The sequence below is a fragment of the Lysinibacillus sp. RC46 genome, from assembly GCF_041262385.1.
In the GTDB taxonomy this organism is placed as follows: domain Bacteria; phylum Bacillota; class Bacilli; order Bacillales_A; family Planococcaceae; genus Lysinibacillus.
The window spans coordinates 24,327-36,931 of sequence record NZ_JBGCCF010000031.1; the positions used below are offsets into that span (position 1 = coordinate 24,327).

Sequence of the window (12,605 nt, forward strand, 5' to 3'; positions counted from 1 at the left end):
TCTTAAGAAAGTGTTGGTATCATAACAGTGAAAACTGTTTTTTCATCATCACTTGAAGCTGATATCGTTCCTCCATGAGCATGGACTATTTCATTGGCAATTGCAAGACCAAGGCCCGCCCCACCTGATTGAGTCGATCTGGCAGAATCTAAACGATAGAATTTTTCAAAAATCATCTTTAATTTTTGTGGTGGAATTGCTTTTCCCTTATTTGTAAATGAAATAAATGTCTGGTCATTTTGATGGTGTGCGCTAATATGAATAATACTGTTATCATCGCTATATGCTATGGCATTTTTTAAAATATTATTAAATACCCTCGCTAATTTATTGGCGTCCGCAAAAACTTTCATTTCTCCCTCGATATTAACAATTGCTTGTTGTCCTTTAGGGGCTAATAAGGGATAAAATTCATCTGCCAATTGCATTAACATGTAATTTAAATTGATGGATTCTTTATCTAATATAATGGACTGTAAGTTAAATCTAGTGATTTCAAAAAATTCATTAATCAACTGTTCTAGCCTATATGATTTTTCTAGTGAAATCTTCACATACTTTTCTTTTTGCTCTACAGGCATGTCCTTAGCCTCATCCAACAGACTTAAGTAACCAATCATAGATGTCAGCGGTGTTTTAATATCATGGGCTAAGTAAACAACGAGATCATTTTTGCGCTGCTCAGCCTCCTGTGCATCCTTTGCCCGTTTTTCTAATTTATTTTTTGCATCATTTAATTTTTTCTCCATAAAATCTAGCTCAGAAGGAAGACTTATTTCCTGATCTGATTCCTCTGAAAGCATATTAACACCTATGGCAATTTGGTTAAAATACTTCGTAAACCGAGAAAGTGCAAAATAAAAAATTACTAATAGCAAAATAATTAAGCCTATCGCTAACCAAAGTGACTTATTTTGTTGAAATAATATTCCATAGGCTCTCTGTGCCGAATAATAATCAAGCTGTAGCACATTTTCACAAAATCGAATAAACCAATCAGCGAATGGGGCTTGTAAGACACCATCAATAAACACATATCTTATGAAATAGCCGACAAACAATGCTAATACTAAAATCAGCAAAATTTGAAGCATTATTGTTCTTTTTAGTTTTCCAAAATCATTTTTCAATGGTATACCCCACTCCCCAGACAGTTTTTATGAATTTAGGGTTTTCTGCGGAATCATTCATCTTTTCTCGTAAATGCCTAATGTGAACCATTACCGTATTGTTACTGCTATAATATTTCTCGCCCCATACTTCTTGAAATAATTCTTCAGATGAAACGACACGCCCTCGATTTACACATAAAAACCACAAAATGGAGAACTCTGTAGGAGTAAGAGACAGTTGTTTTTCATTTAACATGCATTTTCGAGTTTTTTGCTCTAAAATTAAGCCTGAAAAATCAATAATCGGATCATTTTGTAATGTCCCCTGATGATTGTACTTTGTAGATCTGCGAATTTGGGCCTTAACCCTTGCAATAACCTCCAATGGACGAAATGGTTTTGTTATGTAATCATCAGCCCCTAATGTCAGCCCCGTTATTTTATCTATTTCCTCTTCTTTCGCTGTTAACATAATCACCGGAAAATGATATTGTTCCCGAATTCTTCGGCAAATTTCAAAGCCATCGATTTCAGGCATCATTACATCAAGAATAGCAAGATCCAATTTGATCGAGTGTATACACGCTAACGCTTCTTGAGCATCATAAAATTTATAAACATTAAAATTTTCATTTTTTAAATAAAGCTCAATTAAATCCGCAATCTCCTTTTCGTCATCAACTACAAGAATATTTATACCCATACTCATAACCACCTTTATTCAAAAGCTTCATCTTTGTTCAAAACCTTGATTTAACAATATTCCCAGAGGTTCTACTAATCACCCAACATCATATCATTCCGTTAAACTTACTGTCATGCAAAGTCTTATTATTTAAGAAAATCTAAAGAATTACACATAAAAAAACCACTCGTTTGACAACGAAGTGGTCTAAACAATTATTATGCTGAAATATAAGCCATTAAGGTGGTTTTATTATCTTGCTTGATCATCATAATAGGCTTCATTAGCAGCCTTTTCATTATTGCCTTTTAAATAAGCTAAAATCATACCTGGTCGTTTCAGTAACATCCAGTCTCCATAATGGTCAAATCTTCTGCACGAAGTAATCATTCCATTTTTAATCGTTCCATATTTTTTACCGTTCTTCTTGCCCCATTGTTTTAAACGCTTAGCAAAATCAGCATCTTCTGCCATTAGCATATTCTCGTTAAAACCTCTTATTGCCTGGAAGTCTTTTTTATAGCACCAAAAGATCCCTACAGAAATAAAACCATACTTGATTAGTAAAGGAAAGATTAGCAGCATGGTGGATACTACTATACCTAAAGACATTCTTTCAAAACTTCCGTTCACGCCGCCTCCAATGAACTGATTGGATGCTAAGTGCTTTTCAACCTCAGATAGCATGTGTTCTGTCATTCGAGTATCAGCATCAATTGTAATGAGAATCTCGCCTTTTGCTAACGCAGCTCCAGCATTTCTAATTTTGGATAAATTTTTATCGTTATTTTCCAATGTCACGCAATTGTAGGATTGTGCAATTTCTTTCGTTTTATCTGTACAACGATTTAACACAACAATAACTTCTACTTGGTCTTTATAAGGTTGTGCAGCCTTTGCAATTGACTCTAGACACCCACCAATATAATTTTCTTCGTTATGAGCAGGTATTAGAATAGAAAATTTCACATTTCCACCAGAAACATCTTTTATAAATGGTGTGCTTTCCAACATATAAAATCCTCCCTTAATAATTAGCTCTCGTGATTTTAATCTAAGTATATATTCATTTGTTCCACTTAAATTATTATTATTTTCTTTTTTATGTATATTCTGTAACAACATAAAATTAAGTCCCAATATAGAAATATCATGATACTTTAGATATTTAGGCAAAAAAATAGAGTTGACTTTGTGATCATCAACTCCTTCGTCTTATTTTATTTAGGATGTTTATTCATTAGAACTACTTTTATTTAACCGTTTATAAATGAGTTGCCTCGTTTTACCCCTTTAGATATTATTGATTTAAAGGGATGTTTTTTATTTCCAAAAGAAAAGTGCATCTGAAATGTAGAATTAAAGAAAGTTGCCCCGTTTTACCCCTTTGGATATGGTTATCTAAAGGGTGTTTTTAAATGGCAAAGAAAAGAACATTTGAAGAAAAAGATGGATTAATTGTTGAATGACAATTAGTTGTTAAAGTGCCTTTTAATAGAACAAGACTTTTTGACTAACCCTAAAGTAGGAGGAAATGAAAATGGAAAAGATTAAAAAAATTGTAGCAGAACGAAGAACCTACACACCTAACCAAAACACTCATTCCCATAATTATGCTCAGTTAATTTTGCCTCTCCAAGGAGAGCTTTATATTAATACAGGGGCACAGGATCTTCAACTAGACCACCAAACATTATTTTTTATTCCACCCGAGTGTAATCATACTTTTCATTCAATTGTACGTAACGAGTTTTTGGTTTTAGATATTCCTCATTTTATGTTAACTAAGAAAAAGTTATATGGAATTTCATTTAAATTAGATAATCAATGGAAAGGGATTCGATATCTTATCCTGAATGAAATCGATAAACAATCTTTAAATGGCTCTGCTCTTAAAGACCTATACCCCTATATTTCACATTATTTACTCCAAGAACAACAACCTAAATCTATTAGGTATATCAATGAACATTACAATGAGAATATTACGGTTAATAAACTGGCTTCACTTGAACATTACAATCGTTCATATTATTCGGATTGGTTTCTAAAAGAAACTGGGAAATCTCCTTCAGCATATATACAGGAACTTCGTTTGAATAAAGCAAAAGAATTGCTTCTGAATACTGATTTACCCATTTTACACATCGCGATTCAAGTAGGTTTTGAACATCAATCTTCCTTAACACGTTTATTCCAAAAATATGGGGAAATAACACCAAGCCAATTTCGAATAAAAAGTAGAACTTTTGAAAAATAACCCTTATAAATTAGTATATACTAATCAAATAACGAAATTCGGATAAAAAAATTCTGAATTTTAGTAAAAAAACTGTTATCCGTTGTTTGTAAAATTTTAATATGGACTTGGTTAAGGGCCGAGTTACTTCTTAATATTGTGGTTCTTTCTGTAATCACGTTTTTTTTGAGAAGTCACTTAACTTAAAAGGAGCAAAACGATGGAAACAGTTTTAGGTTTATTTTTTACACTCTTATGGTCATCTGCAGCGATAGCTACAAAGTTTGGCTTAAACTCTACCACCCCGTTGGTATTGGCTACCACTCGCTTTCTGATCGCTGGAAGTTTGCTATTTCTTTATGTTTATTTGTTAAATAAAAAATATCCTTGGCCACGGTCACAGGAATGGGGCTCATTAATTGTTTTAGGGTTATTGAATACAACAATTTATCTAGGTGCAACCTTTTGGGCATTGAATTATGTATCGGCAAGCTTATTTAATTTATTTGTTACAACAAATCCTTTTGTGGTTGCTTTACTGTCCTCTATATGGTTAAAACGAAAAGTTTATTTACAAGAATGGATAGGAATGGTCATAGCAGCATTTGGACTATTAATTGCCTTATGGCCATCTATCACAACCAGTGAGGCTAGTGTAAAAGGATTGATTATTTTGGGGATAGGAATGGTATCAATGGCGATTGGAAGCGTTTATTTTAAAAAAGTCAATTTAAATCTACCGAGTATTGTCATTAATACTTGGCAAGTGTCTATTGGTGGAGCTGCTTTAATCCCTATAGCTTATATTCTCGAAAAAGAAAATTTTTTTTTGATATTGGATTATTATTTCCTTGGTTCGTTATTTTGGCTGGTGTTTATTATTTCAATCGGCACAATGTTGCTTTGGTTTTACCTGTTGAAACAGGATACGGTAAGGGCTAACAATTGGTTATTTATGACTCCTATTTTTGGATACATATTAGCTACTATTTTTTTAAATGAATCTATTACTATGTTTGATATTACAGCAACAGTATTTGTAGTAATGGGATTATTACTTTCTGGGAATATTGCCGTCCTCCCTATCAAAAAACTCCAAAACAGAATCCGAAAAGTTAATTATGATTCAAGAAGTAAAAATATAAAATAAGTTCTGACTAGTGCTTTATTCAATTAAAGGGCACTTTAATTGAATAAGGTTCACAGAAATGATTAAACTTTTTTAGAAATAAATGATTCAATTGAAATTATTAAAAGCGTGTTTTGATCAATCTTTTTTCAAATCACGCTTTTTTTTTTATTTATCAGGTTTATTAATATTAATTTGATTAAGCTTTATTTTAAAGCAACATCAGGAGTCGGCTTTGTGCTTAGTCCTGCAAATATTTTTTTGTGGTAAAGCGCAGTGCTAACGTAGCAGCAGTCGCAGATTTTTATTGCGCGAAAGCGAAGCGGGAGCGAGAAGATTTTGGTCACTCAGTCGTGCGTTGTTGTTGCTGCTGACGCTTCACTTTCGCTACAAAAAACATTTGCTGAAAGAAGTTAAATCAGATGGACTTAACTTCCAAATGCGAAAATAAGCTCTGTCTCACAAGCTATTTCTCCGTCAACTGTTGCTATTCCACGTCCTTTACCAATGGCACCCTTTAAGCGTGTAATTTCCACTTCAAGACGCAATTGATCTCCTGGTTTAACTTGTTTTTTAAAGCGACATTTATCAATACCTGCCAGTAATCCTAGTCGCCCTTGATTCCCTTCTTTTGTGAGCATAATAATAGCACTTACTTGAGCTAATGCTTCGACAATTAACACACCTGGCATCACTGGATAATTAGGAAAATGTCCATTAAAAAATTCTTCATTAATCGTTACATTTTTAATGGCTACCGCTCTCTTCCCCTCTTCTAATTCCAATACTCTATCAACTAATAGAAAAGGATAACGATGTCTAATAACTTCTTGTATTTGTTGAATATCTAGCATCTAAAAAAACCTCCAAAAATATTATCACCTAATTCTATCATTAAATATTAGTAGTTGGTACTATTTTTATGTTTGAATTACGAAATAAAAGCCACATCAGCTTAGATGTGACTTATAACAGGCATAAAACCCATCTTTTCTTAAATATAAAAATAAAAATGAATGTATCTCTAAAATAAAAGTATTTGTCCAGCAACTAATAATATGAAAAACGCAACACCGAAATATAATAAACTAACATACGTTCTTTTTGCTCTTTTCCTCTATCGAACGCCTATAATGATAAACGTAAGCCCTAACAAAACCTGTGAAAAAGGCACTATAGTAAAAACTTCTGGTATTAAGCTATCACCTCAATCCCTTCACTATAATTCAATAATACGCAACATTATACAAATATAACCAAATCGTTTTCTGATTATTATAAATAACCCTATTCAGTATTTCGTTATCGACAGGTATATAGCAGATAGCATATAATATTTTTTGCATTCATTAAGTTAATTTTATTATCATCTTAACTGAATGTTTATTTTATTAGAATAGGATGGGTAAATATGTTATCTTTTATTGCAATAGTTCTTCTTTTATTTTTAATTCCTGGTCCCGCTGTTATCATTACCATTACGCAAACGCTAAAAGGTGGTAAAAAGAACGGTATTTTCACTGCTCTAGGAATTGGGCTTGGTGACTTAGTCCATACGTCAGCAGCTGTATTAGGGTTATCAGCAATTTTAATGAAATCAGCTACTGCGTTTGAAGTAGTGAAATATATCGGTGTTGCATACCTTGTTTATTTAGGTATTCAAATGCTACTAACGAAGCCACAAAAATTAGAAAAACCAACTGTTGAACAAAGTCCAGCAAGTACTTCTTTCCGCCAAGGTTTTTTAGCGGAAATTTTAAATCCAAAAACTGCTTTATTTTTCTTAGCGTTTTTACCACAGTTTGTTCAGCATAATGGCCAATCTATCACTGTACAATTATTGATATTAGGCATTACTTTTGTTGTAATGAGTGTTTTATATACTATTTTGTTAGCTATTATAACAAGCTTTATTGGCGAAAAAATCTTTACGAAGACATCAAACAATGGTTCACGTTGGATTGAAAAAGCTGTTGGTTTCGTTTATATAGGTCTAGGGGTTAAATTAGCACTTCAAACTCAAAGTAAATAATATATAGTTTCTTAGGGAGAACACGATAAAAACGTGCTCTCCTTTTATGTTTCAATAACAAGTCCCATTTCAACTCTTACTTCCTTTTTTTCAATATCTTCATTGGAATAACTTAATAGGTCACATCCAATAAGTTGAAATCCATGCTTTCTGTAAAATTGAATGGCAGGATAATTAGAAGTTTGCGTTTCTAGAACGATCGCTCTCACCCCTATTTCTGTTGCTCGCTTTTTCACCAAAGCCATGAATTTACTCCCAATTCCTTTATGTTGATGAAATGGATCAATATGAATATCATTAATTCTTAACACATTATGCCACTTCTCTTGGCTGATGCTAACAATTCCTACTTCTTCTTCATTTAATTCAGCAATATAGCATTCAATATCTTCTATATGATCTTCAAAAATTTCTCCTTCCAAATACTTGTGAAACGGGGTTTCAAAATGTTTTAACGTAAAATCAATTGCCCAGCCATTTTCTCGTTCTTTATAGACAACATCATAATAGTTGTTGGAGACGTATTGATAGATAATTTTTTTACCGTTAGGAAAGTGTTCTTTATATATCTTTTTTATTTGAAACAACTTTAATCACCCTTTTCATAGTTCTTTAGATAATCTTATTGAACATGGGTATAACTGTAAACAAGTTAGAGGATTTACAACTTGAATTAGCTGATTACATTCATAACAACATTCGGATTCTTGGATCCCTTGAATACATGAGTCCCGTTCTGTATAAACTTGTACACTAAAAAAATTGTTTAGTTTTGTGTAGACAATCCACTTGTTATAAAATACTCTTATTACTCATTAATTAAAGAAGGTGTAAATAGATGTATGATATTACAATTATCGGTTCAGGTGTAAGTAGTGTTTTTTTAGCATATACCTTATCTCAAAGTAATCAAAAGATATTAATTCTTGAAAAAGGAAAATCTATAGAGGAGAGAAATTGCCCTTTAGATCGAGGCGAAACGTGCAATTGTAATTTATGTGAGAAATATTTTGGTTTTGCTGGTTTGGGTAAATCAGAAGGAAAGTTTAATTATTCAACTGAATTTGGCGGCGAATTAGAGCAAAAAGTAGGTAGAGAGAATCTACAACGCTTAATGGATGAAGTTGACGATATTTTATGCCGTTTCGGTGGAGACTCTGTTTTTAAATATTCCACAGCTAATACAGAACTCTCAAAAAGAGCCCAATTATGTAACCTACAGATGTTAACTACTGAGGTGAGGCACCTAGGTACGTCACTTTCAACAAAAATTTTCCAACAAATTTATAAAGTTTTATCAAACAAGATAGATATTCAATTTGAGGTGGATGTGCAAGATATAAAAAAAGATAATAATTCTTTTACTTTAATCACAAATAAAGGTAATATCCGATCTCAGCAAGTAGTGTTTGCAACAGGTCGATCCGGAACAGATTGGTTAAAAAAACAGTGTTCTAGTCTTGGAGTTAAGCAAGGTAAGACCCGTTTAGATTTAGGTATTAGAGTTGAAATGGCAGAACAACAGCTACGTTCAATTTTGGAAGATACCTTTGAAACAAAACTTGCTTATGCACATGAAGATATCATTTCAAGTACTTATTGCATGAATCCTAAAGGAAGAATTATTCGTAAATATCAAGAAGGTTTAGTCATGCCAGATGGTCAAAATTTTCGAGAGCAAAAGAATGGAACTTCTAACTTGAATTTTACTTTGTTCACTCCAACATATTTCCCTACTCTTGAAGAAGCAAATACATATGCACATAAGGTGATCGGCGAAATAAATAAAGGGACAGATCGTATTGTAGTACAACGTTATGGAGATTTAAGGAAGGGACACTCTACAACAAAAGAAAATATGAATTATAATCGAATTCAGCCTTCGTTAAAAGCTGAATTTGGGGACTTAACTAAAGAAATTCCTTTACTATTTATTCAAATCATGCAGGGATTTTTAAACCATTTGGAAAAATTTATTGGTGAAGCCATTGATGAGGATACATTGCTTTATGGTATGGACGGAAAATTTTATTCACCAACAATAGAAACTGACGGAAATTTCCAAACAAATATTCAAGGATTATATGTAATTGGAGATTGTTCAGGTGTTACACATTCATTATCACAAGCAGCAGCTAGTGGTATTTTCGTAGGTAAACATTTAGCTATTGAGACTCCCACCCCTAAAGGGACAAGCTGACTAATGTCAGTGGGATTCCTGAGTAACTAAGCGTTCGCAGTCCATTTCTGTTTTGAACAGCTCTCAAGATTGGGGTATCCCATTACCCCTCCCTATCCAGTGCATATAGCAGATAGGGCTACACTACTTTTACCATAGCGTATAGTTGGTTTCGTTCGATGTGTTTTAGCGTCTTTTTCTTGACGACACATATTGTTTTACCGATAGCATGAATTAGGCTATCGAACCATATACAATATCCAATTTTCAATGAACGAGCGTGTTTTAAAGACTTTTACTTGTCTATACATGAAGTATAACACCCTTTCAGACAATTAAGGTAGCAAAAGCTATCTCTTGTCTGACCTCACTTTCATCCCATGTCTAAAGACGGGCTACACCCTGCATGGGCTTTCTCGTTCGGAAAATCTGTAATTGTTAGTTTTTAACGAACAAATCATGAATAGACTTGGTCATTCAGATGAGCAAATTACCAAGAATGTCTATCTCCACGTGACAATGGAATAACTTTATTGTCACTCACCAATTCCTAATCGATCTTTCAATTTAGATATTCTTTTCCTTCGCACTATAAAAACACCCCTTTAGATAACCATATCCAAAGGGGTGAAACGGTACGACTTTATATCAAATTTTATTAGGTTAACTTGGAATCTTCTCCCTTTGGTGTAAGTGCAGAAAAAAGTCCAATTAAATTAGGTAGTATACTGTATAGTAAAAACAGCCAGCTTTTCGTCATGATCGAGATAATCGTAAAAACAATAACAGACGTAGCAATGACGATTAATCCAAACTTCACACGAGAAGGCTGCAACGGGACTGTGCTGGACATGTTGATAGACAAAATAACCCCAATTATACCCCAGCTCCCTATGTGTGTTAAAAGAAGGATACCTAAAACCATCGCGTTGCTTAATTCAATCCCAAACATGATTAAAGAAAAGAGAACATAAATCGCTCCTAATGTCACATACCATGAATAGGATTTTGCATTTTGCCAAATATGATAATATAGCTCATCTATACCTCTGTTTTCTCTAGCTTTTTTCCGTCCGAACCACCAACCAAGGATCCCACAAATCAATCCTCCATACAATCCAATAATACCCCCGATAGAAACCTCCATAATTACATTCTCCCCTCTTCGAAAATAAACACTTCTTCAATCGTGCAATTGAAAACTTTTGATATGTTGTAGGCAAGCTCAATAGATGGATTGAATTTTCCTGTTTCAATTGCAATGATCGATTGCCGTGAGACTCCAACTTGTTTCGACAATTCCTCCTGCGTAATCTTCTTCGATTTTCGTAATTCGCGAATTCTGTTTTTCATAAAGCCTCCTTTAAAAATGTAAAGTAAACTGTACATCCGTTGATAAGTCAAGTTTACTTTACATTGATATGGATGTCAAGTTAACTTTACAATTCGATTTTTGTTTAAAACAACATAGAACCCTTATTAGGAGATGTCCGGGAGACATAACCAAAAGGAATCAAAATAAAACTGTTATAAGTTAAACAATACTCTTTAACTAAACTGCCACGTTCGTATTAGTTGAAGAAGAAAAAGATGGGATCTCTGTGGAATCCCATCTTGAAGTAAAGCTCCCGTAGTTTAATAAGTCCCCATTCTACATCCGCCGGAGACTTCTGTACCTGTCGCTGCGCTTTCGCTACAAAACATTTGATTAAAGAAGTTAAAATATTTGCTTTTTTCCCTATTTGTGCTGTTTTTATGTACAAGCTTATAGATCCTTAGCAAACCAAAGGTCTATAAACTTGATATGGCCTATTCTATTTATTGTTTTGGTGTATTTGCAGTAAGTGGATTACTGTTTGCTACTAATTGTACTGGTGTCGTGCCTTGCTGAGCAGCCTGTGTCATTTGTTGGGCATTGTTCATTAGCCCAAAGCGTTTCAGTACACCAAAAATAGCCGCGCCGCCTATAATCCCCCACGCTAAAAATCTCACGGATGAAAACCTCCTTTCTCATACCGGATTTTTTAAAACAGGTTTAGTATTAGAAATCCTATGCGGTTTATACTGCGTTAACTAAAGGGGTTTTTGTTCTATTTACAGATTATTTTCAAAAATAACAAAATATAGTAAAATAAAATAGTATAAAATTCGAATGGAGGTAGTACATGAATATTAAAATTGCTTCATCAGAAGAAATCCCACAAATAGAAATATTATATGAAGAGCTGTTTTTAGAAATGTCAAAACTACAACCTCAATACATAGCACCCGCAAAGCAGGATGTAGAATTTCTTAAAAACATAATTTTGGAAGAGAAATCAGACATTTTTGTTGCTGAATTAGATAACAACATTGCCGGATTTTTACTAATTCAAGAATTAGCTACTCCTCCATATTCTTGTATCGTCCAGCATAATTATGCATATATTATGGATGTAATTGTTGGAGGTCAATACCAAAGTAAAGGCATTGGTTCACTTTTGCTACAAGAGGCAAAAAAATGGGCAGAAGAGCGTAAATTAGATTTCTTGGAGTTAAGCGTTTTAGCAGAAAATATTGGCGCTATTAACTTGTATGACAAACACGGATTTAATGAAACGAGCCGTACTATGCGATTAGAACTTTAAAAGTATGTATGATATTAGAGCCTGCATTAATAAGGCAGGCTCTTTTATATTAGGTAGAAAGCAAACTTTCCCCTGTTTTATGTTTACTTATAACCTCTAAACTCCATTAAATAAAATCTTTCCACGAAAAATCAATACTTAAAATACCAATCGGAAGCTCATTAGCTATATAGTTTTTTCCAACGGCCACTTTTGGTTTACGAAAACATACTAGATTATTATAATAACCAAAAGCTTGGCAAATAGACGGACGTACCGAATGAATTCCACATCGGTCATTTATTTCGTCAAAAAAAATACAGGTTCCATAAAGTCGTTGTTGATTTTTTAAATCTAGGCTCATTTTTTTAGGCATCGCTTTGATTTTCTTTTTTATTTTCTTTAACTCTTGTTCTGTAATTGGAACAGGCCCACAACACATCCCTCTACAGCCTTTACAAGGTAAATCTTCCATAAAACAATCATCTCCTAGAAAAAGCAAGTGTTATAATTCGTTTTTTGATTTGGATTCTCTAGTTCATTAACCCAATTAAAGCAAAAATAGGACTCTCCTGGCCAGGAGAGTCCTATTTTACACTTTAAATTAATAATTGTAAATTATA

14 protein-coding genes are annotated in these 12,605 nt (G+C 33.3%); 5 read left to right on the forward strand and 9 right to left on the reverse strand.

What is annotated here, in order from left to right:
• Positions 1-2: 2 nt before the first annotated feature.
• The 3 genes from vanS to ABH966_RS21780 form a co-directional block, all read right to left on the reverse strand.
• Positions 3-1,094 (reverse strand): vancomycin resistance histidine kinase VanS, encoded by a 1,092-nt coding sequence (gene vanS, locus ABH966_RS21770; protein WP_370082145.1) that lies wholly within the window; start codon positions 1,092-1,094, stop codon positions 3-5.
• Between the two features lie 25 nt (positions 1,095-1,119).
• The gene (gene vanR, locus ABH966_RS21775; protein WP_370082075.1) at positions 1,120-1,815 is read right to left on the reverse strand and encodes a VanR-ABDEGLN family response regulator transcription factor; all 696 of its coding nucleotides are present in this window, start codon (positions 1,813-1,815) and stop codon (positions 1,120-1,122) included.
• A gap of 234 nt (positions 1,816-2,049) precedes the next feature.
• The gene (locus ABH966_RS21780; RefSeq protein WP_370082077.1) at positions 2,050-2,811 is read right to left on the reverse strand and encodes a glycosyltransferase; all 762 of its coding nucleotides are present in this window, start codon (positions 2,809-2,811) and stop codon (positions 2,050-2,052) included.
• A 526-nt stretch (positions 2,812-3,337) separates the two neighbouring features.
• Here ABH966_RS21780 and ABH966_RS21785 point away from each other — a divergent pair.
• Positions 3,338-4,057, forward strand: a complete 720-nt coding sequence (locus ABH966_RS21785; RefSeq protein WP_370082079.1) for a helix-turn-helix transcriptional regulator — start codon at positions 3,338-3,340, stop codon at positions 4,055-4,057.
• A gap of 199 nt (positions 4,058-4,256) precedes the next feature.
• Positions 4,257-5,186 (forward strand): DMT family transporter, encoded by a 930-nt coding sequence (locus ABH966_RS21790; protein WP_370082081.1) that lies wholly within the window; start codon positions 4,257-4,259, stop codon positions 5,184-5,186.
• A gap of 407 nt (positions 5,187-5,593) precedes the next feature.
• Here the strand turns inward: ABH966_RS21790 and fabZ are convergent, their stop codons facing one another.
• The gene (fabZ, locus tag ABH966_RS21795) at positions 5,594-6,019 is read right to left on the reverse strand and encodes a 3-hydroxyacyl-ACP dehydratase FabZ (RefSeq protein WP_370082083.1); all 426 of its coding nucleotides are present in this window, start codon (positions 6,017-6,019) and stop codon (positions 5,594-5,596) included.
• A gap of 557 nt (positions 6,020-6,576) precedes the next feature.
• Here fabZ and ABH966_RS21800 point away from each other — a divergent pair.
• A complete protein-coding gene (locus tag ABH966_RS21800) occupies positions 6,577-7,197 on the forward strand; it encodes a LysE family translocator (protein ID WP_370082085.1) in 621 nt (206 codons plus the stop codon).
• A 44-nt stretch (positions 7,198-7,241) separates the two neighbouring features.
• On the opposite strand, the gene ABH966_RS21805 is transcribed toward ABH966_RS21800, so the two are convergent.
• Positions 7,242-7,784, reverse strand: coding sequence for a GNAT family N-acetyltransferase (locus tag ABH966_RS21805; RefSeq protein ID WP_370082087.1), 543 nt, complete (start codon positions 7,782-7,784; stop codon positions 7,242-7,244).
• Between the two features lie 251 nt (positions 7,785-8,035).
• On the opposite strand from ABH966_RS21805, the gene ABH966_RS21815 reads away from it, so the two are divergent.
• Positions 8,036-9,397 carry an NAD(P)/FAD-dependent oxidoreductase gene (locus ABH966_RS21815; RefSeq protein WP_370082089.1) on the forward strand — a complete coding sequence of 454 codons (1,362 nt, stop codon included), beginning with the start codon at positions 8,036-8,038 and terminating at the stop codon, positions 9,395-9,397.
• Positions 9,398-10,034: 637 nt separating this feature from the next.
• Here the strand turns inward: ABH966_RS21815 and ABH966_RS21820 are convergent.
• The 3 genes from ABH966_RS21820 to ABH966_RS21830 form a co-directional block, all read right to left on the reverse strand.
• The gene (locus ABH966_RS21820; protein ID WP_370082091.1) at positions 10,035-10,523 is read right to left on the reverse strand and encodes a hypothetical protein; all 489 of its coding nucleotides are present in this window, start codon (positions 10,521-10,523) and stop codon (positions 10,035-10,037) included.
• Positions 10,524-10,525: 2 nt separating this feature from the next.
• Entirely contained in the window at positions 10,526-10,729 is a 204-nt protein-coding gene (locus ABH966_RS21825) for a helix-turn-helix transcriptional regulator (protein WP_370082093.1), read from the reverse strand.
• 465 nt (positions 10,730-11,194) lie between these two features.
• Positions 11,195-11,368 carry a hypothetical protein gene (locus ABH966_RS21830; protein ID WP_370082095.1) on the reverse strand — a complete coding sequence of 58 codons (174 nt, stop codon included), beginning with the start codon at positions 11,366-11,368 and terminating at the stop codon, positions 11,195-11,197.
• 173 nt (positions 11,369-11,541) lie between these two features.
• Between ABH966_RS21830 and ABH966_RS21835 the strand changes: the two genes are divergently transcribed.
• Positions 11,542-12,003, forward strand: a complete 462-nt coding sequence (locus ABH966_RS21835; protein WP_370082097.1) for a GNAT family N-acetyltransferase — start codon at positions 11,542-11,544, stop codon at positions 12,001-12,003.
• A gap of 106 nt (positions 12,004-12,109) precedes the next feature.
• Here the strand turns inward: ABH966_RS21835 and ABH966_RS21840 are convergent, their stop codons facing one another.
• Positions 12,110-12,457, reverse strand: coding sequence for a YkgJ family cysteine cluster protein (locus tag ABH966_RS21840; protein WP_370082099.1), 348 nt, complete (start codon positions 12,455-12,457; stop codon positions 12,110-12,112).
• Between the last annotated feature and the right edge of the window lie 148 nt (positions 12,458-12,605).